This window comes from Micromonospora sp. NBRC 101691 (assembly GCF_030269285.1).
GTDB lineage: Bacteria > Actinomycetota > Actinomycetes > Mycobacteriales > Micromonosporaceae > Micromonospora > Micromonospora echinospora.
In genome coordinates this window covers 1-22,438 of record NZ_BSTB01000037.1, presented here as the reverse complement: position 1 = coordinate 22,438, position 22,438 = coordinate 1, and the positions used below count along the sequence as shown (strand labels likewise).

Here is a 22,438-nt window from a genome sequence, read left to right as displayed (position 1 = left end):
CTATCGGCCACGGCTCTGCCGTGGCGGGTGTGGCCCGGAAGACGCGCCGCCGTCGACGGCGTGACGCGCGCCTCCACCGGCACCGGCGCGGGGCATTCCGTCCTCCGGCGGTACCGCCGCCGCCCGCACCGTGATCTCCTCGGCGGTGGGGCGGACCGGCACCGGGGCGACCCGGTAGGTGTCCCGGCCGGCCGCCTTCGCCGCGTACAGGGCGTCGTCGGCGGCGTCGAGCACCTGCTGGGCGGTGCTGCCGTGGTCGGGGTAGACGGCGATGCCCACCGACACGGTCACCGTGATCCGTACGGGCGCGGCCGTCGGCACGCCCGAGTGCGACTCGGCCTCGATCGGGCCGTCCCGTACCACCGCGCCCAGCCGTTCCGCCACGATCGCCGCGCCCCGCGCGTCGGTCTCCGGCAGCAGCAGCACGAACTCCTCACCGCCCTGCCGGAAGGCGAGGTCCACCTCACGGATCTCGCCGCGCACCCGGCGGGCGAACTCGACCAGCACGGCGTCGCCGACCGCGTGCCCGTGCGTGTCGTTGACCTTCTTGAACAGGTCCAGGTCCAGGGCGAGGACGCTGAGCATCCGGCCGAAGCGGCTGGCCCGTTCCACCTCCCGGCGGATGGACTCGCGCAGGTAGCGGTAGTTCCAGAGTCCGGTGAGCGGGTCGGTCAGCGAGAGCCGTTGCGCCTCCTCGTGCACCCGGACGTTCTCCACCGCCACCGCCGCGTGCCCGGCGAACGTCCGCAGGGTCACCAGGTCGTGGTCGTCGAACCCGTCCGCGCCGAGCCGGTCGTAGAGCACCAATACGCCGAGTGTGCCGGGGGCGGCCTCGCCGGTGGGAGCGGACCGCCAGGGCACGTCGGCCGCCGCGCCGGGCGCGGCGAAGGGCACCGCCACGTACGTCCGGCCGTCCGCCCCGCCGGGCGGCCCGTCGCCCGGTTCGACCCGCCCTCGCCGGGGCTCGCCGGTGGCCGCCACCGTCCCCACGACGCCACTGCCCACCGGCACCCGCAGTGCAGGCTCCGGAGTGGGGTCGTCACCGTCCGGGCCGGTCACGCACCGCCCGACGAGGACGCCGTCCTCCTCCACCAGCAGCACCGCGCCGGACCGCGCGCCGGTCGCCGCGATCGCGCTGTGCAGGATGACCCGCAGGATGCGGTCCAGGTCGTGGGTGCTGGCGAGGGTGTCGCCGAGCACCGTGAGGTGGCCGCGCATCTGGTCCCGGCTCCTGGTCAGGGCGGCCACGTAGGACTGGGTCTCCCGGGTCATCCGGTTGAACGTGCCGGCCAGCCGGCCGATCTCGTCGGAGCTGCGCACCGGCACCCGGACGGTCAGGTCCCCCCGGGCGACCCGGTCGACGGCGTGCGCCAGTTCGGCCAGCGGCCGGGTGGTGACCCGGGCCAGCCGCGCGGCGGCGAGCACGGCGAGGAGACCGGCGAGCAGGACCGCGGCGACCAGGGCGGCGTGCAGGCCCGGTGACCGGTCGCCGGGGACGGAGAGGACGAGGGGCAGCGGCTGGCCGGGGGCCGGTCCGGCGCGGCGGACGTACCGCCCGCCACCGGTGCCGGTGACCCGGTCGTCGCCGGCCGGGGCGGCGGCGGCCAGCACCTCGTCGCGTACCGCGGTCGCCTCGGTGGTCTGCACGATGCCGGCGTCGCCGGTGAGGGTGACCTCGACCCCGGTGACGGCGGCGAGCCGGGCCACGAAGCCGGGGTCGACGAGCTGGGCGGCGGCGACCCGGCCCAGCTCGGCTCCGGCGCGGTCGCGCAGCTCCACCTCGGCGGTGAGCGCCCGCACCGGGCCGTCGAGCCGGCGGGTGCCGGCGCAGTCCAGCCAGGGACGTTCCGGCGCGCCGGGCGTGGTGTAGGCGGCCCGCCCGGTCACGTCGGTGACCAGGACGGCGGCGGCGAGCCCCCGGCTGACCACCTGGGTGGCGGCGCTCGCCCGGCCGACCGGGTCCGCGCCGGCCAGCGCGACCGCGTCGGCGGCGGCACGCAGCTGCTGGCAGAGGGCGTCGACGGAGGTCCGGACGGCCCCGACGGCCAGGCCGAGCCGCTCGGTGGAGCGCCGCTGGTCGACCGTGGCCAGGGTGGTGCCCACGAAGAACGCCCCGAGCAGGACCGGACCGAGCACCACCGTGAGGAAGGCTGCGGTCAACCGCCCGCGTAGCGTCACTCTTCCCCCCGGAAGTATTACGCCCGATGCTGCGATGCTGACACAACGGCACCGTTGGACGAGCGTTGCGTCAGGAGTGTTGCGTGACGGATTTTTCTGATGGAGCGGAAGCGACCACCGGGACGAAGCGGCAGACCCGCGCTGACCTGCTCGCGCGCCGTCGGGCCCTGGGTGTCGCCGAGCGGGCCGCCGCCGCAGCCGCCGTCGGGGGCGTGCTGGTCGATCTGGTACGCCGGCTGCGTCCGCGCCGGATCACCGCTTACGTGCCGGTGGGCTCCGAGCCGGGCGGCGACCTGCCGGAGCTGCTGCGCGCGGCGCTCCCGCCGGGGGCGGAGCTGCTGCTGCCGGTGCTCCGCGACGACCTGGACCTGGACTGGGCCGGGTACACCGGTCCGGAGGGCCTGGTCGCGGCGGGCCGGGGGATGCGGGAGCCGGCCGGTCCACGGTCGGGGCGGGCGGCGGTGGCCGGGGCGGAGCTGGTGGTCGTGCCGGCGCTGGCGGTGGACCGGCGCGGGATCCGGCTCGGTCGGGGCGGCGGATCGTACGACCGGGCGTTGGCCCGGGTGCCCGCCGGGGCGTGGACGGTCGCCCTGCTGCACGACGGTGAGCTGCTCGACCGGCTGCCTGCGGAGGCGCACGACCGGCCGGTGCGGGCGGTGGTCACGCCGACCGGCGGGCTACGGGAGTTGACCACACCTTGACCACTCCGGCTGGACGAACCCGGGTCGGATGACGCACCATTGGCACTCGAATAGGTCGAGTGCCAAGAGGCTGTGCCAGATCCGGAGGAGAACGTGCCCACGTACCAGTACGCCTGCACCGCGTGCGGCCACCAGCTCGAGGCGGTGCAGTCCTTCTCTGACGAGCCGCTGACCGAGTGCCCGGCGTGTACGGGTCGGCTGCGCAAGCTGTTCAACTCGGTCGGCATCGTCTTCAAGGGCTCCGGCTTCTACCGCACCGACTCGCGCTCCTCGGGTTCGGACTCGCTGACCGGCAGCAAGGCGGGCAAGTCCGACTCGTCGAACGGGTCGTCCGGTGGCGATTCCGGCTCGTCGTCCTCCTCGTCGTCCTCCTCGTCGTCCTCGTCCTCGTCCTCGTCCGGCACGGCCGGCGGCAACGGCTCCGGCGGCTCGTCGAGCGGTTCCTCGGGCGGCTCGTCGGCGACCAAGGCCCCCGCCGCCAGCTCCTCCTGACCGCACCGGCGGTGGCCCTGCCATAGCAGATCCACTCCGCCGCCGGGCGTCGTCCACAGGCACGCGGGTCGTCCACAGGCGGCCCGCGTCGCCGTTTCCCACCGCCTAGCCTGCTGACCCGACGCGTTCCCGCGTCGACACGGCGACGACCGGGCCGGCTCGACCGCCCCGACGCCGCCACCACCGGTGAGGGAGGCGGGCATGGGCTTCGGCCGTACGGTCGGCGAACGGTCACTACGTCCGGTCCGGTGGCCGGGCCGACCCGGCGCGGGCCCGCTGCTACGGGCGGGGCTCGTCGCCACGCTCCTCGGCCTGGCCGCCGTCGTCCTGTACGCCCCGCCCGGCTGCGGTCCGGCCCCCGGCGGGGCTCCCGCCGCCACGGCCACTGCCCCGACCGTTCCCGCCCCGGCGGCTTCCTCCCCGGAAAGCGCGCCCCCGGTGGTGGCTGATGCGGAAAGCGGCGAGCGGGCCGACGACCGGCCAGGCGGGGCGCTTCCACTGCCCGGCGGCACGGTCGGCGTGCCGGTACGCCTGGCCGAGCCGGCCGCCCTCGCCGTCGTCCGGCCGGGGAGCCGGGTGGACCTGCTGGCGCTGCCCGCCGCCGGACCGGCCACGACCGTCCTGCTCGCCTCCCGGGCGCTGGTCCTCGACGTGGTCGGCGCGGGTGACCTGGACGGCTCGTCCGCGCTCTACCTGGCGCTCGCGCCGCCACAGGCGGAACGGGTGGTCGGGCAACCGGAGGGCAGCCGGTTCGCGGTCATCGTGCGCGGCTGACCGCAGCCCGCCGGGTCCCAGCCCGCCGGATTTCGGTCCCGGTGCGGCGGGCCCCGGTCCCGGCGAGGCGGGGCGTCAGTCCCAGTGCGGCGGGCGCTCGGCGAGCAACCGGTCGTCGTTGTCGCCGGCGGCCTCGCCCCACCCCCGGTCGGTGTCGTCGGTGGTCTGTTCGGGCAGCACCACGAAGTCGTCGCCCAGGTCGACGACGCGGTCGTCGTCGCCGGGCGGGTGCGGCAGCCGGTCCTCCGTGCTCACGAGCAGAGAGCGTAGCCGAGCCACCGCCACGGTCGTCTCCGCGAGCCGCGTCCCGGTGCCGCGCGCCGGCTCCCGGTAGCGTCGGAGGGCGTGACGACGCCCCACGGTTCCGAGGACGACTACTGGCGTCGGCCGCCGGACGGCGAGCCCACGCCACCGCCGCCCCCGCCGACGGCCACCCCGCCGGCCGGCGGCTACGCCGGTCCCCCGCCCACCACCGCGCCCCCACCGGGCTGGCGTCCCCCGCTGCACCTCCAGGCCCCGCCGCCGCGCCAGCTCCCACCGCAGGACGCGGACGCGCTGGACGCCGCCGAACAGCGGGCCCAGCGGGTCACCCAGGTCGTGGGAGCGGTGGTCGGGGTGGTGCTGCTGGGGGTGATCTGCCTGATCTGCTCGCGGGTGCTGTTCTGAGCGGCGTCCGACGCCTCGGGGCGAGCCCGGGTGGGGGTGCCGGCTCCGGTCAGACCACGCCGTCCCAGACCGCGCGGGCACCCGTCTCGCCGGTCAGGTAGACGTAGATCGTCGCGAGCACGGCCAGGCCGACCACCACGACCGTCAGCACCACCGGCAGCCAGGACGGCAGCGCCCGGGCACGGGCCCGGCCGCTCGTCACCAGCAGCAGCGCGATCGCCGCGACGGCCAGCGCCACGGTGCTCCAGAGCAGCCGGTCGCCGTACGCGGCGTGCGTCTCGACCTGGGAGAGGATCTCCGGCGGGTAGCCGCCGTCCCGGAGCACCCGCTCGAACGCCTCGCCGGACTCGGTCGCCACCCAGGCGACCACCGGCGTCACCACGGCCAGCGCCGCCACCGCCCAGCCGAGGCGGTCACGCCACCGGGGCAGCACCCCGTAGGCGACGGCCAGCAGCGCCAGCAACGGCACGAACACCACGACGGCGTGCACGACCAGGACGTGTCCCGGCAGCCCCGCGACCTTCTCGAACACCCGCCACCTCCGATGGTTTCCGCGCCCCGCCAGCGTACGTCGCGCCCGGGTTCCGCCCGGATACACGCACGCCGCCACGACGACGGTTCAATGCCACGGCGGTGACCTGGGGCTGTGGCCCGGACCACGTGTCCCCGGAGGCCGTTCGCCGCCCCGGGGGCGGCGTGCTGTGATGCGTCCATGTCCCGTGCCGAGGAGCTGCTCAGGTCGAAGGGCCTGCGGGTCACCCGACCCCGGCTCGCCGTCCTGGACGTCCTCGCCGCCGGCGGGCACCTCGAGGTCGAGGAGATCACCCGGCAGGTCCGCGAACGGCTGGACTCGGTCTCCACCCAGGCGGTCTACGACGTGCTCGGCGCGCTCTCCCGGGCCGGTCTGTCCCGCCGGATCGAGCCGGCCGGCAGCCCCGCCCGGTTCGAGGCGCGGGCCGGGGACAACCACCACCACGTGGTCTGCCGGGGCTGCGGCGACATCGCCGACATCGACTGCGCCGTGGGCAGCGCCCCCTGCCTCGACCCGAACACCGCGCACGGCTTCGAGGTCGACGAGGCCGAGGTGACCTTCTGGGGGCTCTGCCCCACCTGCCAGGCCCGCCGTCGCGCCGACGTCTGATCCGGCGGTGACCCCGGAGCCCCACCGTGGACCTCACCGGGCCACCCGCGGCCACGGGCGTGGCACTCTTGACCGGTGGAATCCGATGACCTCGGTCTCTTCGGTCCCGACTCGGTGACCTGGAAGGTGCACGAGGAACCCGTCCTGCTCGTCGCCGGTCTCCGGGCCCTCTACCTCCAGGCCCTGCACCCCCGGGCGATGGCCGGGGTGGCGCAGAACAGCAACTACCGTCGCGACTCGTGGGGGCGGCTGCAACGCACCGCCACCTACGTGGCGACCACGATCTACGGCACCACCGCCGAGGCGGAGGCGGCCGGTCGCCGGCTGCGGGCCCGGCACGCCCGGCTCCGGGCCGTCGACCCGGTCAGCGGGGAACGGTTCCGGGTCGACGAGCCGGACCTGCTCCGCTGGGTGCACGTCACCGAGGTCGAGTCGTTCGTCACCACCGCCCGACGGGCCGGGCTGTCGTTGACCGACGCCGAGGTGGACGGCTACTACACCGAGCAGCGTCGGGCGGCGGCCCTGGTCGGGCTGGACCCGGACACCGTCCCCGGCACCGCCGCCGAGGTGGCGGGGTACTACCGGCGCGTCCGCCCGGAGCTGCGGATGACCCGGGAGGCGGCGGAGACCGCACTGTTCCTCACCGCCCCGCCGCTGCCCGGCGGGTTCAGCCTGCCGGTGCGGCTCGGCCTCACCCTCGGCCCGCCCCGCTGGGCCTACTTCGGCGTCGCCGGTACGGCGCTGGGCCTGCTGCCCGGCTGGGCCCGACGGCTCTACGGCGGTCTCGGACTGCCCACCACCGCCCTCTCCGCCGAGGTGGGCCTGCGGGCGTTGCGCCTGGCGCTGGCCGCCCTGCCGCAGCGTTACCGGGAGGGCCCGCTCCAGCAGGCGGCCAAGGCCCGCGCGGCCCGACTCGCCGCCCCGGCCCTGCCGGGCTGACGGGTCCGGCGACGCCCGCCTCCCACCGGGTCAGTCCCCGGGGGCGGCTTCGGTGAGACGCTCCACGGCGGACCACGGCTCCCGGCCGGGGACCTGCGACCCGTCGGGGCAGGTCCGCCGGTAGTCGCACCAGCCGCAGTGCGTGCCGGGGAGGGTGGGGAACGCCTCGTCGGGCTCGGTCCCGTCGGCGACGGCCCGCTCGGCGGCCATGATGTCCCGCGCGGTGTCCTCGGCCCGACCGACCTGCCGGGCGAGGGACTCGGGGGTGTGCTCGTGCGCGGCGACCGTGCCGGTCGGCAGGTGGTGCAGCTCGACCCGGCGGCACGGCCGGCGGAACACCCGCTCGGCGGCGTACGCGTAGAGAGCCAGCGCCTGGGAGCCCCGGGCGTCGTCGGCGTCCTGCCCGGCGCGGCCGGTCTTGTAGTCGACGATGACCAGCTCCGGGCCGTCCGGGCCGGGGCGGGAGTCGATCCGGTCGGCGCGGCCGTTGAGCGCCAGCACGGCGGTCTTCGCCGCCACCGTCCGTTCCACCCCGACCGGCTCGTCGGCCGGGTCGAGGGTGTCGACGTACGCCTCCAGCCAGGACAGCGCCCGCCGGTAGGCGACCCGTTCCTGCGCGTCGTCGCGGTAGCCGTCGCGGACCCAGGTGCCCTTGAGCAGGGCGGCCAGCGCCTCCGGGCGACGTCGGTCGGCGGGCAGCGCATACCAGTTCTTCAGGGCGGTGTGCACGCTCGCGCCGAGCGAGTTGTGCGCCCACGGCGGCCCCTTGGGCGGGGCCGGACGGTCGACGTAGGAGTAGCGGTAGCGCCGGGGACAGTCGGCGTACGCCCCGAGCTTGCTCGGTGTGCAGACGAAGAGCCGCTCCGGCATGCCGGCGAAGCCGAGCTGCTCGGGCTGGCCGGCACGGGGGCGGGGCGTACGGCCTCCGGCGGCACGGCCGGGCCGGTCGGCTGGGGAACGTCGCACCCCTGCGATCCTGCCATCCCGGTACGACAGGTCGGAAACCGGCGAGTCGGTCATGCCGTCCCGGGCGGCGGGCCGGTGGGGGGCGGGGATCAGGCCAGGTCGGCGTACTGGGTCACGAAGGCGGCGATCGCGTCCGCGATGAGCTGCACGGCGATCGCGGCCAGCAGCAGACCGGCGATCCGGGTGAGCACCTCGATCCCGCCGGGTCGGAGCACCTTGACGATCCCGCCGGAGAACCGGAGCACGATCCAGACGGTGACCATCACCGCGACGATGGCCGCCGCGATGGCGCTGACGTCGGACGCGCCCTCGGCCTGCTGCACGAAGAGCATCGTCGCCACGATGGCACCCGGGCCGGCCAGCAGCGGGGTGCCCAGCGGCACCAGGGCGATGTTCGAGGTGGACTGCTGGCTGGGGTCGTCCGCCTTGCCGGTGAGCAGTTCCAGCGCGACCAGCACCAGCAGCAGCCCACCGGCGGCCTGGAGGGCCGGCAGGTCCACGTGCAGGTAGTCGAGGAGGGTCTGCCCGGCCACCGCGAAGACCACGATCACGCCGAGGGCCAGCGCCACCGCCTGCCAGGCCGCGCGGTTGCGGTCCCGGGCCGACATCGGGCCGGTCAGCGCGAGGAAGATCGGCATCATGCCCGGCGGGTCGGTGATGACCAGCAGGGTCACGAAGACCTCTCCGAACAGCTTGGCGTCCATTCGATCACCGTAGCCACGCACCGGACGGGCCGCAGAAGTGTCAGTCCGAAACGACCGGGCCCACCCCGCCGGCCTGCGCGACGATCCGCTCGTACGCCTGCGGGTCGGTGACGTGGGCGCCGAGCCGGACGGTCTTGTGCGTGCCGTGGAAGTCCGACGACCCGGTCACGATCAGTCCGAGCCGGTCGGCGAGGGCCCGGACGTGCTCCCGTTCGGCTGGAGAGTGGTCCTCGTGGTCGGCCTCCAGCCCGGCCAGGCCCGCCTCGGCCAGCTCGACGATCAGCTCGTCCGGCACGATCCGGCCCCGCCGGCTGGCCCGAGGGTGGGCGAAGACCGGCACCCCGCCGGCCGCCCGGACCAGCTCCACCGCCCGGAAGACGTCGATGTCGGGTTTGGGCACCCGGTACCGCCGACCCAGCCACTGCGGACCGAACGCCTCGGTGGTGGTCGCCACCAGCCCGGCCCGGATCAGCGCGGCCGCGATGTGCGGTCGGCCGATCGAGCCGCCGGCCGCCGCCGTGTAGATCTCCGTCCAGTCCAGCTCGACCCCGTCGGCCCGCAGCAGCTCGACGATCCGCTCGCCACGGATCTCCCGGGCGGCCCGCACCCGGGCCAGCTCGGCGGCGAGCGCCGGGGAGTCCGGGTCGAAGAGGTACGCGAGCAGGTGCAGCGACACACCCGGTTGCACCCCGTTCCACAGGCAGGAGATCTCCGCGCCCCGGACGAGCGTGAGTCCCGGCGGCAGGGCCCGCAGCGCCGGCTCCCACCCGGCGGTGGTGTCGTGGTCGGTGATCGCCACCACGTCGAGTCCGGCCTCCGCGGCGGCCCGCACCAGCTCGGCCGGGGTCAGCGTGCCGTCGCTGGCGGTGGAGTGGGTGTGCAGGTCGATCCGGCGCGGGGCGGACGAGGGTGGCGGAGTCACGATCCGGACGCTACCGGCTGCGGTGCCGAGCGCGACGGTCAGCGGGACGCGCCGCGGTGAGGCGGCGACGGTCAGCGGGACGCTGCGGCGACCAGCGCGGGGCGGTGGCCCGCCGGTAGCCCCGGCACCAGCGCCGCGGTGGCCCGCAGCGGATTCCGGTCGGGCTCGAACCGCACCAGCGTCCCGTCGACCGCCGGGTACGCGGCCTCGGCCGCCGGCCACACCGCCGGACCGGCCACCGCCGGCCCCACCTGACGGGTCACCGGCTGGGCGCCGAAGGCCTGGGCGAGATCGACCAGCAGGGCGGTGGCCTCGGCGGACCGGCTCTCGGCGGCAGCGTTCACCAGCAGCCACCGCCCGTCCGGGGAGACCGACCCCGGCCCGTCCCCGATCGCGGGCACCGCACAGCCGGTGGCCGAGACGGCCAGGGCGCGGGCCGGGTCGAGCAGGGCGAGACACGGCCGGGGCGACGCGGTGACCCGGGCGACCAGCCGTCCGTCCGGCAGCCGGCCGTAGACGTCGAGGACCCGGCGGTCCGGACCGGCCTGGAAGGGGCTGCCGTCGGCCCGCCAGAGGGCGAAGCCGCCCCGGTCCGGACGCACCCGCACCAGGACGTCGTCGCCGACGAAAGCGACCGGCGTCGCCGACTCGGGGACCGGGGTCCGCAATCCCGGGAGCAGTTGACCGTTGACGATCGACGCGACGTGGAGTTCGGCCCCGTCCCGCCAGGCGAGACGTCGGCCGGTCGGGTCCACCGCCACCGCGTCCGCCCCGGCGAGCAGCACCCGCGACGTGCCGGTGCCCCCCACCGCCCAGACCGTCCGCCCGGCCGCGCCAGGTGTGCCGACGAACAGCCAGCCGTCCCCGGTGCGCAGTCCGCGCTCGACCGGGCCGATCCCACCGAGGTCCGTTCCCCGGCCGTCGACGACCAGGGTGGAGCCGGAGACCAGCGACAGCCCCGCGAAGACCGGCCCGTCGAGGCGCACCGGCACGGTCGACGTGGCGGGTGGGCCGACCGGGTCACCGAGCACCACGGTCGGACTGGTGTACCGCGCGTGGTCGGTGTTCAGCTGGGCCATGCCGGTGCTGACCGCCACGGTCGCGACCGCGGCCAGCGCCACCCCGGTCAGGGTCCGTCGCCGTTGCATCCGCTCGGCGCGGCGTACCGCCTGACCGGCCGGGTCGACCGCGAGCGGCCGGGGCGCGCCGGCCTGGCGGGCCAGGGTCTCCCGCAACGCCTGCTCCAGGTCCTCCCGCGCCACACGGAATGGACGCTGCGGAGCACCCTGCGGGTTGTCGGGGCGGTTCACCGGTGCTCCCCGGTCGACGCGGGCAGCGGCGTGGCGAGCACCGGCGGGCGGGCCGGGGCCACGGGGGCCACCGGCCGGGACTCGACACCCGGGTCCACGGGCGCGCCGGCCCCGGCGCCGGCGGCGGGTCGCGGCACCACCGGCCGCACCGGGGTACGCGGCACCGCGCGGGCCCGCGTCGCCGAGGTGGGCGGCCCGGCGGGTGCCCCGGTGTCGTCCGGCGTGGCCGCCCGGGCGGACAGGTCGAGGGCCTCCTCGGTGCCGAGCCGGCGGCGCAGCGTGTTCAGGGCGCGCGAGGTCTGGCTCTTCACCGTTCCGACGGAGATGCCGAGCAGTGCCGCCGTCTGCGCCTCGGAGAGGTCCTCGTAGTAGCGGAGCACCAGCACCGCCCGCTGCCGGGCCGGCAGTGCCCGCAGGTGCCGCCAGAGCAGGTCCCGGTCGAGCTGCTGCTCGATCTCGTCGGTGGCGGCCCGTTCGGGGAGCACCTCGGTGGGGCGTTCGCCGTGCCAGCGGCGTCGCCACCAGCTCGTCGAGGTGTTGACCAGCACCCGCCGGGCGTACGGCTCCACGGCGTCGATCCCGCCGTTGCGCTTCCAGGCCAGGTAGGTCTTGGTCAGCGCGGTCTGGAGCAGGTCCTCGGCGGTGGCCCAGTCCCCGGCCAGCAGGTAGGCGGTCCGTAGCAGGGCGCCGGAGCGGGCCGCGACGAACTCGCGGAACTCCTCCTCCAGGCTGTCCCTGCCGGTCACCGCCCACCTCCCACCCCTGTAGATGGCAGGCTGCCACGCCCGGAGGGCCGGGTCGACGGCAAATAGGTGCGAGTTCCTCCGATGTTCGGACGAAAACCTACGCCCCGTCGTCCGCCTTCGCCTCGTCGGCCTCCTTGCCCAACCGCGCCTCGACCGCCTGCGGCTCGTACATCTCCTCGACGACACGCAGGTAGAGCTCGTTCGGGTTGGGCAGGTTCTTGATCTCGCGGAGTGCCTGGTCCTGGCCTGCGGACTCCAGCACGAAGGTGCCGTAGTTCAGGGCCCGGCCGGTCGGGGTCTGCTCGTACTTCATGTCGGTGACCCGGGCCAACGGCATCATCGCGACCTTGCGGGTGATGATGCCGTTGACCACCATGACCCGTTTGTTGGTCAGGATGAAGCGGTCGTACCACCAGTCCGCGACCTTCCAGGCGACCCAGCCCATCACCGCGAACCAGAGCAGCACGGCGATGGTGGTCAGCGGGCCGATGTTCCGGTTGGCGAGAGCCCCGGAGAGGTAGCCGAGGACGAAGGTCGCGGCCACCCCGATGAGGATCGGGGTGGTGAGGTGGATCCAGTGCCGCTTCCACTCACCCCGGTACCGCTCGGTGGGGAAGAGGTAACGGGCCACCAGCGAGCTGGGCTCGTCCTCCAGGGGCAGCACCCGGCGCGGCGCCGAGCCGGCGGCGTCCGCCCGGAGACCGGCCAGCTCGTCGTCGGAGAAGACCGGCGGCTGGTACTCGGCCTCCGGATCGCGGACCCACGTGCGGCCGGAGCGGGCGTCGTCCGGATAGGGCGGCCCGTCGACCGGGTAGCCGGCGTCGTCCGGATAGGACGAGCGCTCCGGGCCGTAGCCCGGCGGCGGGTCGTCGTCCCGGTACCGGGGGATGGGCTCCGTGTCGCGCTCCCGGCGCTCCCGGTCGGGATCGTCGGGGTCGGGGGGCAGGCCGGAGGGGCTTCCCATCGCTGGCTAGGCGAACAGGTTGGTGAAGAAGTCGCCGAAGCCCTGCGCGATGTCCATGATGCCCCCGCCGAGCGACTTGAAGACGTCAGCGGCGGAGTTGGGCTGGAACGCGATGAAGAAAATCAAGAACGCGACTCCGGCCCAGGTGAGGACCTTCTTGACCATGACGGGCCCATCCTCTCGCGCGGTGCCGGGTCCCATACCGCAGCGGCACCCAGAGTATCAGTCAGGTGTCGTACGGTGAATACTGCGTCAGTTCTCCGGCATTCCGGGAGACTTGTCAAGCCTCGCTGCTTGATCAGGCCTTCCCGTGCAGGTACGGAGAGGGCGCACCGTACACGAGCTCGGGCGGAGTCCACTCGGTCAGGTCGTGGAGGACGACGTCTTCCGCGAGGAGGTGACCCGCGCTCGCCGGCCAGGCTATCGCATGGAGCCACATTCCCCGAGCCTCTCCGGCGTACGCGCTTCGATCCGTCGAGGAGTCGACGAGCCACAGTGGAGTGGGATGGCCTCCGACCCGGATCTTCGCGGTGGCGACGTGCCCGGGATGTCCCGGGCCGGGATCGGCCAGCGCCTCGGTGAGCCGGGGTCCCGGGTCCGGACCGGGTGTGCCGGCCAGGCGGGTGCCGAGCCCCACGCCGGGCTCCTCGGCGACGAAGACCACGTCGGCGGGGCCACCGCCGAGCGGGGCGGGACCGGCGCAGGCGATCACGGTGGCCCGGACCCCGGTGCGGTCGTCGCCGGCCCAGCCCACTCCGGTCACGGTCCAGCCGGGCGGCAGCGGCCACGGGGACCAGAGGGGGACCGCCGGGGCGTCCCCGGCCGGACCGGCCATGATCCGCTCCACCACGCTCGACACGATCTCGGGACCGATGTGCTCCGGGACGTGTAACGGGGGGACCGGCCCGCAGGCCAGACAACGCGACTCGGTGTGCATCAGGTCCGGCCCCCGTACCGGTCCGCCACACCGCGGACAGCTCACCGAAACACTCATATCCACACGGTCACCCCGGATCGCCACCCCGTCAAGCGGAGCGGCCTTTTCGGTCACGTCCGGCCCCCAACCTGGTAACGGCCGGAGAAAGCGCAGGTCAGCCCGGGGGCGGGCCGGCGTGCTCCCGGATCCAGGCGTGCATCGCGATGCCGCTGGCCACCCCGGCGTTGATCGAGCGGGTCGAGCCGTACTGGGCGATCGAGAAGAGCTGGCCGCAGGCGGCGCGGGCCGCCTCCGAGAGGCCGGGCCCCTCCTGCCCGAAGAGCAGCACGCAGCGCCGGGGCAGCGTGGTGGTCTCCAACGGACAGGACCCGGGCAGGTTGTCGATACCGACCACGGGCAGGTCCCTTCCGGCCGCCCAGGCGACGAACTCCTCGATCGTCTCGTGGTGCCGGACGTGCTGGTAGCGGTCGGTGACCATGGCGCCGCGCCGGTTCCAGCGCCGCCGCCCGACGATGTGCACCTCGGCCGCGAGGAAGGCGTTGGCGTTGCGCACCACGGTGCCGATGTTGAAGTCGTGCTGCCAGTTCTCGATCGCCACGTGGAAGTCGTGCCGGCGACGGTCCAGATCCTCGACCACGGCTTCCCGCCGCCAGTAGCGGTACCGGTCGACCACGTTGCGCCGGTCGCCCCCGACGAGCAGTTCCGGGTCGTAGCGGGGGTCGTCGGGGGGATCCCCGGGCCACGGGCCAACGCCGACGTCGAGCTGGTCACCGGTCACGCTGGCACAGCGTACGGTGCCCGCCCGCCGGCTCAGCGCAGACCCAGCGCCACTCCGAGCAGGTCGAGGAGACGCTGGTCGACCGCGCTGAGCGGAGCAGCGCCCGGCTCCGCCCGGCAGACCCGGGCCGCGACCGACTGCACCCAGTGCCGGTACGCCGCCGAGTCGGCCGGGTCGGCGCGACGACGGAGCACCCGGGTGGCCGTACGGCAGTCGGCGAGCAGTTCCACCGGGTCGGTCGGAGCCGGTCCACGGCGTCGACGCCCCCAACCGGCCCGGACGGGAGGGATGGGCTCGTCGTGCCGGGCGTAGATGGTGGCGACCACCGCGCGCACCAGATCGCTGTCGAAGGCACGGCCGGCGGCCACCGCCTCCAGGCCCGCGAGCCCGGCGGCTACGCCACGGGGCGGTCGGCCGGGGGCCGGGGCGGCGGCCACGGTCACGACCCGCCCGGGCAGCCCGGTGAGCAGATCCCACTCGGTGGCGGAGTAGACGGCAGTGGTCAGCGGTGCGGCGCGACGGCCGGCGGCGGGCGGCTCTCCGGCGAGGGAGTGGCTCATGGGAACCTCCGGCGCCAGCATATGCCCGCGACCGGACGACCGGACGCCGGACCTCCCCGATGCGGCGGGAGCCCGGTGTCCGCCCGGGTCAGCGGGTTCGGAGAAGCTGGCCGCTCCGGCTCGACGCCCTTCAGGGCGGACGCCAGCGCGTACTTCCGCTCGGGGACCGTCACCCGGCGGCGGAAACAGCCCGCCTTATCGAGGGTTAAGGCAGCTCCGAAGGGGTGCGGACGCAATGAGCGGCGGGGCCCTCCCCGGCACCCGCCGCCCACGCTCTGATGGGAAAGATTCTGCCCCACGGGATGTAACACAGAACAGAGACGCAAGTCACATTTATCTTTTCGTTACAGTACTCAGCGTGACGGAGATCGACCGGACGAGCGATCACCGCAGCTAGGATCCCCCCTTGTCAAGGGGGCGTCGATCGCACGTCGAGCAGGACCGCCGTCGATCTCTCTGGAAACGCTCCCATCACCGCTTGTCACGCAAGTGCAGCCTGCAAGTGCAGATGGCACGCCATCCGTTAACAGACGTGCTTCGATCTCACTGACCAGGTGTGGAGTTTCGACACCGCGCTCGCGGGAATTCGGGATGACCCCACCTGGTTCCATCTGGCGTACGTAATCCGCGCTGATCGGAGACTGGAATGGCAACCGTTGAGCTGACCACGGCGAACTTCGACGAGGTGACCGGACAGGACGGGATCGTCCTGGTCGACTTCTGGGCGGAGTGGTGCGGCCCGTGCAAGCGGTTCGCCCCGGTCTACGAGCGCGCCTCGGAGAAGCACCCGGACATCGTCTTCGGCAAGGTCGACACCGAGGCGCAGCAGGCCCTGGGCGCGCAGTTCGACATCCGGTCGATCCCGACCATCATGGCGATCCGCGACGGGGTGATCGTCTTCGCGCAGCCCGGCGCGCTCCCCGAGTCGGCTCTGGAGAACCTGATCGAGCAGGTCCAGGCGCTGGACATGGAGGACGTCCGCAAGAAGCTGGCCGAGCACCAGCACTGACCCACCGCACCCGGCTCCGGACGGCCCGCGCCGTCCGGAGCTGCCGTGCGCCCGGGTTCGGGTACGGCCGGGCGGTCGCACCCGCGTTTGCAGGGGACCCCTCCTACCGTCTGGTGAGGAGGAGGGGTCCCCTGCAAACACCTGAAACACCTGACGACACGGCCCGCCACGGATGGACGACGGAGGGATCCCCCACGGCCGGAACATTCCGTATCGTCACCATCCGATGGAGATTTTGACCCCGCAGGGCCGGGCGGTTCGGCTGGGCGCCACCACGCTCGGGCTCGCGCTGCTGCTCACCGGCACCCTCGTCGGTTCCGACGACCACTTCCCGTTCGGGCCCTTCCGGATGTTCGCGACCAGCGACTCCCCCGACACACCGGCCCCGGACACCCGGGTCGAGGGGATCGACGCGACCGGCGCGCTGATCGAACTGGGACAGGACGCCACCGGCATCCGCCGCGCCGAGATCGAGGGCCAGCGGAGCCGGTACGAGGCCGATCCGGAACTGCTCCGTGAGGTCGCCGACGCCTACGCCGACCGCCATCCCGGCGCACCCGAGGTGGTCGAGGTCCGGATCGTGGTGCGCTGGCACGGCATCGAGGGTGGGCGCCCGACCGGCCGGCACGTCGACGAGACCGTGGTCCGGTGGGAGGCGGCCCGGTGACCGCCCTCGGCCGATGGCTGACCGAGGCCGTGCCGCGCGGCCGGGTCGCCGCCTTCCGCACCCTGGTCTACCTCTTCGTCGCCGGTGACCTGGTCTTCTTCACCCCCTGGGTGCGCACCCACGCCAGCGTGCCGGGTGAGCTGTACCGGCCGCTGTTCGTCAGTCGGCTGCTGCACCTGCCCACCCCCACCGAGTGGCTGATCACCGGGATCTTCTGGACGCTGCTCGCGCTCGCCCTGCTGGCCGCGACCGGCCGGGCCCCCCGTCTGCTCGGCTGGTCCGTCTTCGTGCTGTACCTGCACTGGATGATCATCGCGATGAGCTACGGCAAGGTGGACCACGACCGGTTCGGCCTGCTGGTGGCGCTCGCCGTACTCCCCACCGCCGGACGGGCACGGCACGGCGACCCGACCCGCACCGAGGCGGGCGGCTGGGCCCTGCGGGTCACCCAGATCGCCGTGGTCTGCACGTACTTCCTCGCAGCCTGGGCGAAGCTGCGCTTCGGTGGCCTCGACTGGATGACCGGCTCGGTGCTGGCCCGCGCGGTCCTCCGGCGGGGCACCGACCTGGCCGACGTGATCGCGCAGGTGCCCTACCTGCTGATCGCCGCGCAGTTCGGGATCATGGCCTTCGAGCTGCTCAGCCCGGTGGTGTTCCTCGTGCCCGGCCGGTGGCGCACGGCGGTGGTCGGCTTCTTCTACTCGTTCCACGCGGTCACCATGGCGACCATCACCATCTCGTTCGCGCCGCACCTGGTGGCGATGGCCAGCTTCCTGGCCCTGGAGCGGATCCGTCCCCTCGTCCTGCTGCGCCGGCTGGCCCGCCGACCCGGCCGGACCGAGACGGCCCCCGCGCGTACGACGGCGGCCGGGTCCGACCCGGCGGTGGGCGATCCCGGTCAGGCGGTGGTGGGCGGGCCACCTGCCGGGCCGTAGAGCCGTTCCCGGGCCTCCTGCGGCAGCGCGCAGGCCGCCGTCCCGCCCGGCAGCCGGTGCCGGTTACGGGCCACCCAGCGGTACAGCGGCCAGGCCACGAGGCGTACCGGCGGCAGGCGCAGCACCCCGCCGGCCGCCCGCCAGGCGATGGTGCTGGTGCCGAGCAGCCGGGCGACCGCGTCCGGTCCGGCCGCACGACCTCCGTCCGCACCGACCCACTGCACGGCCTCCTCGCACTCGGCAGCGGTCAGGCCGAGGGCTGCCAGCTCCGCGAACTGCCAGGGCAGCACCCGGACATCGGTCGGGATGCGCCGTTCGATGAACTCCGCGCACCGGGTGCAGAACGCGCAGTCCCCGTCGTAGACGAAGGTCGACCTCTCCATGCCCCCATCCTCCTCCGGCCTCCGGGGTGCGCTGGTGTGGGGCCACTACCGTGCGGGCATGCACCCGGTGATCGCCCGAGCCCTGCGCCGGCAGCGGATCACCGTGGTCGGCGCGGTCGTGCTGGGACTGACCTGGGGGCTCCTCGTCCGGGCGAGGGGTGACGACGGTCTGCTCACCGTCGTACCGATGCTGTTGCTGCTGGTCGGCTCCGGGGTGGTGCTCTTCCGGGGACCCAGCCGCGCTGCGCTGCGGGTGGCCCCGGACGCGGTCGTGACGTACGCGCCACCGCGTGCTCCCGCTCCCTTCGCGGCCTTCGCCGTCGCCTGGCTCTGCTTCCAGACGGTCCGGTACGGCGGTGAGCCGGAACTCGGTCCCTTCCGGTGGCTGCTGCTCGTCGGCTCGTTGGCGTTGATCGCCTTCGTGCTGGTCGGCCAATGGAGACAGGTCCCGACGGTCGAGCTCAGCCCGGAGGGCGTCGGCTTCGGACGCCCCCGACGCGCGTTCTTCGTACCCTGGTCGGCGCTCGCGGCCGGACAGCCGGTCCTGCCGACGGCGCAGTCGCGCACGCTCCGTCTGATCCTGGCCCGGCCCGAGTTGGTGAGCCGGGAGAGCGGCCGGCGGCGGGCGGACCGGGAGCTGCTGCCCACCCAGGACGTGGACGTGGCTCCGGAGTTCCTCGCCGCCGCGATCCGCCACTACCTCGACCATCCGGCTCACCGCCCGGCCATCGGCACGGTGACGGAGCATGCCCGGCTCTGCCGGGCACTCAGCGGGGAGTGACCGACGGGGCTACAGTCGGCTGGTGCGTACCGCCCAGCAGATCCTCGCCGACGCCGCCGTGATCGCCGTCGTGGGCGCGTCCCGCGACCCCCGCAAGGCCGCACACAGCGTGCCGGCTCAGATGCAGCGGTACGGCTGGCGCATCATCCCGGTGAACCCGACCGCGGACGAGCTGTTCGGCGAGCCGGTGTACCGGTCACTGGCCGACATCCCGCACCCGGTGGACCTGGTGGACGTCTTCCGTCCTGCCGAGGACGCCGTCGAGGTGGTGCGCGAGGCGGTCGCCATCGGCGCGCCGGCGGTCTGGTTGCAGCTCGGGATCGTCTCGCCCGAGGCCCGTCGGATCGCCGAGGAGGCGGGGATCGACTACGTCGAGGACCGCTGCCTGATCGTCGAACGGGCCGCCGCCGGTCTCACCCGCCGCTGAACCACCCGACGGGCGGCACGGACAGCGAGGCGCGCAGAGCCCGTACTCCCGGAACGGCCCCGGGAGATGGACGTTCGGTCGATGTCTGCCCGGCGTGCGGCCGGGCCGAAGCGACCGGTCCACGCATCCCTGTGAAAAGCTTCACCGCTACTGTTAGCGTCCGGCAGGAGAGACCGTACCGCCAACGGGCGGCGAGGAGGGCAGTCGTGAGTTACCCGCCACCGTCCGGTCCGGGTTGGGGCGACCAGCCGCACAAGGGCGACCAACCGCACTGGGGCGAGCAGTTGCCGTACACGCCACCACCGCCGTACGGGCAGTACGGCCCGCCGCAGCCCGGCAGCGGAAGCACGAACGTGATGGCCATCCTCTCGCTGGTCTTCGCCTTCGTGTTCGCCCCGGTCGGCATCGTCCTCGGGCACATGGCCCGGAAGCAGATCCGGCAGACCCACGAGCAGGGCGAGCAACTCGCCCTCTGGGGCCTGATCCTCAGCTACGTCTTCACCGGGCTCTACCTGCTGTTCTGCTGCGGGTGGTTCGGGCTGGTGATCTGGGCCGGCACGAGCGGCAGCACGGCCCCCTGACGTCAGCGGAACTGGGCCTCCCGGACGCTGTTCCCGCCGTCCACCACGAGCATCTGCCCGGTGATGTACGAGGCCGCCGGTGAGCAGAGGAAGACGATCGCGGCGGCCACCTCGTCGGGCGTACCGGGACGGCCGACCGGGGTGCCGAGGCCGTGTCTGATCTCGGCCACGGTCGACGCTGCGGTGTGGATGGTCCCCGGGGCGACCGCGTTGACCGTCACCCCGTCGGCGACCATCTCCATGGCCAGCGCCCGGGTCAGCCCGACCACGCCCGCCTTGGCCGCCGAGTACGCTGCCTCGGTCGGCAGGGCGTTGACCGCCCCGGCGGTGGCCGCGAGGTTCACGATCCGTCCCCAGCCACGCTCGGCCATCCCCCCGATGAACGCCCGGCTGCACAGGAACGCGGTGTTCAGGTTCCGGTCGATCTCCGTACGCCACTCGTCGTAGCTGAGCTGCGCCACCGGGCGGAGCACCTCCGGGCTGGCCCGGCTGGCCAGACCCGCGTTGTTGACCAGCACCTCCACCTCGCCGAGCTGCTCGGCGACGGCGTCGGCCAGCGCGCCGACCTCGGCCTCGTCGGTGAGGTCGGCGACGAATCCGGTGGCCCCGAGTTCGCTGGCCCGCTCGTGGATGCGCCGGGTCGTCGAGACGATGGCGACCCGGGCACCGAGATCGGTCAGCCGGCGGGCTGTGGCGTACCCGATGCCGTCCGGACTGCCGGCGCCGGTCACCAGCGCCACCCGCCCGTCCAGTCGCATGGTCACCGGTTCGGGCAGGGCCACCGGCTCGTCCTGGTCGGTCAGTGCCGCCGTGAGGGGGCCACGGCTCCGTCGGGCCACCCCCGGACGGCTCACGTCCCGACGGGATCGGCCGGCACGGTCCGCGGCACGCGCGTCAATCGCCATGCCGCGATCCTGCCCGCTCGGCAGGGTCCGGGCAACGCGGCACCCGGTAACGCGATGTTCCGCTTTCGCCCGGGGTGACTACCCTGACGGCGCAGCCAGGACACGACGGAGAAGAAGACCCCATGACTTATCCCCCGCCCTCGGAGTGGCAGGACCCGGCCCGGTCGGATCCGTCCTCCGCCCCGCCACTCGACCCGACCCGGTCGATGGCCGATCCGCCCGTGCCGGCGCAGTCGACCGGGTCCGACCCGTACGCCCCGTCACCGGAGCAGCCCGCCGCCGACCCGTACGCGGTGCCCGCCTACACCGTGCCGGCGTACCCGGCGTCCGGCCACCCCCCGGCGGGTTACGCGGCTCCGGCGGGCTACCCGCCGCCCGGGGGCTACCCGGTCTACCCGTACCCGCCGGCCCGCCCGACCAACAGCCTCGCCCTGGTGTCGCTGATCCTGTCCGTGCTGGGGGTCACCTCCTGCATCACGGCCCCGATCGGCGCGATCCTCGGTCACGTCGCCCGGCGGCAGATCCGGGAGCGCGGCGAGGACGGCGACGGCCTGGCCAAGGCCGGCATCATCGTCGGCTGGGTGCTCACCGGCCTCATCGGACTGGCGATCGTGGCCTACGTCCTGTTCATCGTCTTCATGGTGTCCCAGACGAGCAGCACCTACTGACCGGGGGCGGGTGCCGGCCCGGTGCGTCCGGGCGGCACCCGCCGACCGTCCGGGCCGCTCAGGCGGTCGGCGGGGTGAAGGTGGAGGTCCGGTCATCCCGGCGCTGGAACCCGGCACCGCCAGACAGGACCGGCGGGGACGACCGATGCGGCCATCGACTGCGCTCCTTGTCCCGTCCCGCGACGACGGCGGACGGGACGGCACGGGGGGTCTCGTCACGTCACGGTAGCCTCGCGCCATGACGCGGGAGAACGCACCTGTGGAAGATGTCACGCGGCGTCGACTGGTGGTGGTGACCGGAGCCAGTTCGGGCATCGGCCTGGCCGCCGCCGTGGCCCTGGCACGTCAGGGTGACCAGGTGGTACTGGTCGGCCGCGACCCGGCCCGGCTCACCGCCGCCGGAGAGCGGGTGCGGGAGGCGGCCGGGGAACAGCCCGCGCTGTTCCGGGCCGACTTCGCGGTCCTGGACGACGTACGCGGGCTGGCCGAGCGGCTCCGCGCCGCGTACGACCGGATCGACGTGCTGGCCCACAACGCCGGTGCCATCGTGTTGCAGCCGGTGACCACGATCGACGGTTTCGAACTCTCCCTCCAGGCGAACCACCTGGCCCCGTTCCTGTTGAGCAACCTGCTCCGGGACCGGGTCGGCCGGATGGTGGTGACCGCGTCGGCAGCGCACCGCAGCGGCGCGCTCGACCCGGACGACCTGAACGCCGCCCTGCGCCGGTACCGCCCGATGCGCGCGTACGGCACCAGCAAGCAGGCGAACATCCTGTTCACCGCCGAGGCCGCGCGCCGGTGGCCGGAGGTGCCGGCACACTGCTTCCACCCGGGTGTGGTGCGGACCCGGTTCGGCAACGAGAGCCGGCTGGTGGCGTGGGGCATGCGGGTGCTGCCGTTCCGGAGCCCGGAGCGGGGCGCGGACACGCTGGTCTGGCTGGCCAGCGAGGATCCCGCGCGGCTGGTCGACGGCGGCTACTACGCCGACCGACGGCCCCGCCGACCGCTGCCGAAGGCCGCCGACCGCCAACTGGCCGCCCGGCTCTGGGAGGCCAGTGCACGGGCCGTCGGCTGCGGCTGAGGTGTCGCGGCCGTGGTCGCGGCCGTGGATCGGGGTGGTTGCAGGGGGCCCTTCCTACCGTTTTCTGGTGAGGAAGGGTCCCCTGCAACCACTTGGGGTTCAGGTGGTTTCGACGATCATGGCGGCGGCGACGGTGCGGTTGGTGGCTTCGTCGATGATGATGAACCCGCCGGTGGTGCGGTTACGGCGGTACTCGTCGGCGAGCAGCGGCACCGTGGTGCGT

Annotated in this window: 29 protein-coding genes; 14 read left to right on the top strand and 15 right to left on the bottom strand. The window is 74.1% G+C overall.

What is annotated here, in order from left to right:
• Positions 1–2,178 (bottom strand): GGDEF domain-containing protein, encoded by a 2,178-nt coding sequence (locus QSK20_RS31570; protein ID WP_285792265.1) that lies wholly within the window; start codon positions 2,176–2,178, stop codon positions 1–3.
• Between the two features lie 83 nt (positions 2,179–2,261).
• Between QSK20_RS31570 and QSK20_RS31565 the strand changes: the two genes are divergently transcribed.
• The 3 genes from QSK20_RS31565 to QSK20_RS31555 all read left to right on the top strand — a co-directional run bounded on the left by QSK20_RS31565 (position 2,262) and on the right by QSK20_RS31555 (position 4,145).
• On the top strand, positions 2,262–2,879 hold the full coding sequence (locus QSK20_RS31565; RefSeq protein ID WP_285792264.1) for a 5-formyltetrahydrofolate cyclo-ligase: 618 nt from the start codon (positions 2,262–2,264) through the stop codon (positions 2,877–2,879).
• A 93-nt stretch (positions 2,880–2,972) separates the two neighbouring features.
• Entirely contained in the window at positions 2,973–3,371 is a 399-nt protein-coding gene (locus QSK20_RS31560; protein ID WP_285792263.1) for an FmdB family zinc ribbon protein, read from the top strand.
• Between the two features lie 201 nt (positions 3,372–3,572).
• Positions 3,573–4,145, top strand: coding sequence for a flagellar biosynthesis protein FlgA (locus QSK20_RS31555; protein ID WP_285792262.1), 573 nt, complete (start codon positions 3,573–3,575; stop codon positions 4,143–4,145).
• A gap of 75 nt (positions 4,146–4,220) precedes the next feature.
• Here the strand turns inward: QSK20_RS31555 and QSK20_RS31550 are convergent, their stop codons facing one another.
• A complete protein-coding gene (locus QSK20_RS31550) occupies positions 4,221–4,400 on the bottom strand; it encodes a hypothetical protein (RefSeq protein ID WP_285792261.1) in 180 nt (59 codons plus the stop codon).
• Between the two features lie 90 nt (positions 4,401–4,490).
• Between QSK20_RS31550 and QSK20_RS31545 the strand changes: the two genes are divergently transcribed.
• A complete protein-coding gene (locus tag QSK20_RS31545) occupies positions 4,491–4,811 on the top strand; it encodes a hypothetical protein (RefSeq protein ID WP_285792260.1) in 321 nt (106 codons plus the stop codon).
• Positions 4,812–4,860: 49 nt separating this feature from the next.
• Here QSK20_RS31545 and QSK20_RS31540 read toward each other — a convergent pair whose 3' ends face one another.
• Entirely contained in the window at positions 4,861–5,343 is a 483-nt protein-coding gene (locus tag QSK20_RS31540; protein ID WP_285792259.1) for a DUF2231 domain-containing protein, read from the bottom strand.
• Positions 5,344–5,523: 180 nt separating this feature from the next.
• Between QSK20_RS31540 and QSK20_RS31535 the strand changes: the two genes are divergently transcribed.
• Together QSK20_RS31535 and QSK20_RS31530 are read left to right on the top strand one after the other, a co-directional pair.
• On the top strand, positions 5,524–5,952 hold the full coding sequence (locus tag QSK20_RS31535) for a Fur family transcriptional regulator (RefSeq protein WP_285792258.1): 429 nt from the start codon (positions 5,524–5,526) through the stop codon (positions 5,950–5,952).
• 75 nt (positions 5,953–6,027) lie between these two features.
• Positions 6,028–6,891, top strand: a complete 864-nt coding sequence (locus tag QSK20_RS31530; RefSeq protein WP_285792257.1) for an oxygenase MpaB family protein — start codon at positions 6,028–6,030, stop codon at positions 6,889–6,891.
• A 30-nt stretch (positions 6,892–6,921) separates the two neighbouring features.
• Here the strand turns inward: QSK20_RS31530 and QSK20_RS31525 are convergent, their stop codons facing one another.
• From QSK20_RS31525 to QSK20_RS31485, 9 genes are all read right to left on the bottom strand, one after another.
• On the bottom strand, positions 6,922–7,761 hold the full coding sequence (locus tag QSK20_RS31525) for a RecB family exonuclease (RefSeq protein WP_285792272.1): 840 nt from the start codon (positions 7,759–7,761) through the stop codon (positions 6,922–6,924).
• 185 nt (positions 7,762–7,946) lie between these two features.
• Entirely contained in the window at positions 7,947–8,561 is a 615-nt protein-coding gene (locus QSK20_RS31520) for a MarC family protein (protein ID WP_285792256.1), read from the bottom strand.
• 40 nt (positions 8,562–8,601) lie between these two features.
• Positions 8,602–9,483: a PHP domain-containing protein gene (locus tag QSK20_RS31515; RefSeq protein ID WP_285792255.1), complete on the bottom strand. Its 882-nt coding sequence runs from the start codon at positions 9,481–9,483 to the stop codon at positions 8,602–8,604.
• A 71-nt stretch (positions 9,484–9,554) separates the two neighbouring features.
• Positions 9,555–10,745 carry a hypothetical protein gene (locus QSK20_RS31510; RefSeq protein ID WP_285792254.1) on the bottom strand — a complete coding sequence of 397 codons (1,191 nt, stop codon included), beginning with the start codon at positions 10,743–10,745 and terminating at the stop codon, positions 9,555–9,557.
• A gap of 44 nt (positions 10,746–10,789) precedes the next feature.
• Positions 10,790–11,539, bottom strand: coding sequence for a SigE family RNA polymerase sigma factor (locus QSK20_RS31505; protein ID WP_285792253.1), 750 nt, complete (start codon positions 11,537–11,539; stop codon positions 10,790–10,792).
• 97 nt (positions 11,540–11,636) lie between these two features.
• The gene (locus QSK20_RS31500; RefSeq protein ID WP_285792252.1) at positions 11,637–12,503 is read right to left on the bottom strand and encodes a PH domain-containing protein; all 867 of its coding nucleotides are present in this window, start codon (positions 12,501–12,503) and stop codon (positions 11,637–11,639) included.
• A gap of 298 nt (positions 12,504–12,801) precedes the next feature.
• On the bottom strand, positions 12,802–13,497 hold the full coding sequence (locus tag QSK20_RS31495) for a DUF6758 family protein (protein WP_352232335.1): 696 nt from the start codon (positions 13,495–13,497) through the stop codon (positions 12,802–12,804).
• Between the two features lie 97 nt (positions 13,498–13,594).
• A complete protein-coding gene (locus QSK20_RS31490) occupies positions 13,595–14,218 on the bottom strand; it encodes a TrmH family RNA methyltransferase (RefSeq protein ID WP_285792250.1) in 624 nt (207 codons plus the stop codon).
• Between the two features lie 32 nt (positions 14,219–14,250).
• The gene (locus QSK20_RS31485; protein ID WP_285792249.1) at positions 14,251–14,799 is read right to left on the bottom strand and encodes a hypothetical protein; all 549 of its coding nucleotides are present in this window, start codon (positions 14,797–14,799) and stop codon (positions 14,251–14,253) included.
• 625 nt (positions 14,800–15,424) lie between these two features.
• On the opposite strand from QSK20_RS31485, the gene trxA reads away from it, so the two are divergent.
• The 3 genes from trxA to QSK20_RS31470 all read left to right on the top strand — a co-directional run bounded on the left by trxA (position 15,425) and on the right by QSK20_RS31470 (position 17,389).
• Complete coding sequence (trxA, locus tag QSK20_RS31480) at positions 15,425–15,787, top strand: thioredoxin (protein WP_285792248.1); 363 nt, start codon at positions 15,425–15,427, stop codon at positions 15,785–15,787.
• Between the two features lie 226 nt (positions 15,788–16,013).
• On the top strand, positions 16,014–16,454 hold the full coding sequence (locus QSK20_RS31475; protein ID WP_285792247.1) for a hypothetical protein: 441 nt from the start codon (positions 16,014–16,016) through the stop codon (positions 16,452–16,454).
• Entirely contained in the window at positions 16,451–17,389 is a 939-nt protein-coding gene (locus tag QSK20_RS31470) for an HTTM domain-containing protein (protein WP_285792246.1), read from the top strand. The genes QSK20_RS31475 and QSK20_RS31470 overlap by 4 nt, the downstream gene beginning before the upstream one ends.
• Here the strand turns inward: QSK20_RS31470 and QSK20_RS31465 are convergent.
• The gene (locus QSK20_RS31465; RefSeq protein WP_285792245.1) at positions 17,353–17,772 is read right to left on the bottom strand and encodes a thiol-disulfide oxidoreductase DCC family protein; all 420 of its coding nucleotides are present in this window, start codon (positions 17,770–17,772) and stop codon (positions 17,353–17,355) included. The genes QSK20_RS31470 and QSK20_RS31465 overlap by 37 nt on opposite strands.
• Before the next feature lie 58 nt (positions 17,773–17,830).
• Between QSK20_RS31465 and QSK20_RS31460 the strand changes: the two genes are divergently transcribed.
• From QSK20_RS31460 to QSK20_RS31450, 3 genes are all read left to right on the top strand, one after another.
• Positions 17,831–18,553, top strand: a complete 723-nt coding sequence (locus QSK20_RS31460; protein ID WP_285792244.1) for a hypothetical protein — start codon at positions 17,831–17,833, stop codon at positions 18,551–18,553.
• 22 nt (positions 18,554–18,575) lie between these two features.
• Positions 18,576–18,980 (top strand): CoA-binding protein, encoded by a 405-nt coding sequence (locus QSK20_RS31455; protein WP_088980826.1) that lies wholly within the window; start codon positions 18,576–18,578, stop codon positions 18,978–18,980.
• Between the two features lie 206 nt (positions 18,981–19,186).
• Entirely contained in the window at positions 19,187–19,561 is a 375-nt protein-coding gene (locus QSK20_RS31450) for a DUF4190 domain-containing protein (RefSeq protein WP_285792243.1), read from the top strand.
• 2 nt (positions 19,562–19,563) lie between these two features.
• On the opposite strand, the gene QSK20_RS31445 is transcribed toward QSK20_RS31450, so the two are convergent.
• Complete coding sequence (locus tag QSK20_RS31445) at positions 19,564–20,400, bottom strand: SDR family NAD(P)-dependent oxidoreductase (protein ID WP_396863350.1); 837 nt, start codon at positions 20,398–20,400, stop codon at positions 19,564–19,566.
• Positions 20,401–20,588: 188 nt separating this feature from the next.
• Between QSK20_RS31445 and QSK20_RS31440 the strand changes: the two genes are divergently transcribed.
• Both QSK20_RS31440 and QSK20_RS31435 read left to right on the top strand, forming a co-directional pair.
• Complete coding sequence (locus tag QSK20_RS31440) at positions 20,589–21,134, top strand: DUF4190 domain-containing protein (RefSeq protein WP_285792241.1); 546 nt, start codon at positions 20,589–20,591, stop codon at positions 21,132–21,134.
• A gap of 259 nt (positions 21,135–21,393) precedes the next feature.
• Positions 21,394–22,215, top strand: coding sequence for an SDR family NAD(P)-dependent oxidoreductase (locus tag QSK20_RS31435; RefSeq protein ID WP_285792271.1), 822 nt, complete (start codon positions 21,394–21,396; stop codon positions 22,213–22,215).
• Positions 22,216–22,314: 99 nt separating this feature from the next.
• On the opposite strand, the gene QSK20_RS32330 is transcribed toward QSK20_RS31435, so the two are convergent.
• On the bottom strand, positions 22,315–22,438 hold a 124-nt coding region (locus tag QSK20_RS32330; protein ID WP_502889016.1), incomplete at its 5' end, for an elongation factor 1-alpha C-terminal domain-related protein.

Coding starts and splice junctions, on each gene's coding strand:
- QSK20_RS31555 (WP_285792262.1), top strand. CDS start 3,573: ATGGGCTTCGGCCGTACGGTCGGCGAACGGTCACTACGTCCGGTCCGG.
- QSK20_RS31535 (WP_285792258.1), top strand. CDS start 5,524: ATGTCCCGTGCCGAGGAGCTGCTCAGGTCGAAGGGCCTGCGGGTCACC.
- QSK20_RS31525 (WP_285792272.1), bottom strand. CDS start 7,761: ATGCCGGAGCGGCTCTTCGTCTGCACACCGAGCAAGCTCGGGGCGTAC.
- QSK20_RS31520 (WP_285792256.1), bottom strand. CDS start 8,561: ATGGACGCCAAGCTGTTCGGAGAGGTCTTCGTGACCCTGCTGGTCATC.
- QSK20_RS31500 (WP_285792252.1), bottom strand. CDS start 12,503: ATGGGAAGCCCCTCCGGCCTGCCCCCCGACCCCGACGATCCCGACCGG.
- QSK20_RS31495 (WP_352232335.1), bottom strand. CDS start 13,497: ATGAGTGTTTCGGTGAGCTGTCCGCGGTGTGGCGGACCGGTACGGGGG.
- QSK20_RS31485 (WP_285792249.1), bottom strand. CDS start 14,799: ATGCTGGCGCCGGAGGTTCCCATGAGCCACTCCCTCGCCGGAGAGCCG.
- trxA (WP_285792248.1), top strand. CDS start 15,425: ATGGCAACCGTTGAGCTGACCACGGCGAACTTCGACGAGGTGACCGGA.
- QSK20_RS31475 (WP_285792247.1), top strand. CDS start 16,014: ATGGAGATTTTGACCCCGCAGGGCCGGGCGGTTCGGCTGGGCGCCACC.
- QSK20_RS31465 (WP_285792245.1), bottom strand. CDS start 17,772: ATGGAGAGGTCGACCTTCGTCTACGACGGGGACTGCGCGTTCTGCACC.
- QSK20_RS31460 (WP_285792244.1), top strand. CDS start 17,831: ATGCACCCGGTGATCGCCCGAGCCCTGCGCCGGCAGCGGATCACCGTG.
- QSK20_RS31440 (WP_285792241.1), top strand. CDS start 20,589: ATGACTTATCCCCCGCCCTCGGAGTGGCAGGACCCGGCCCGGTCGGAT.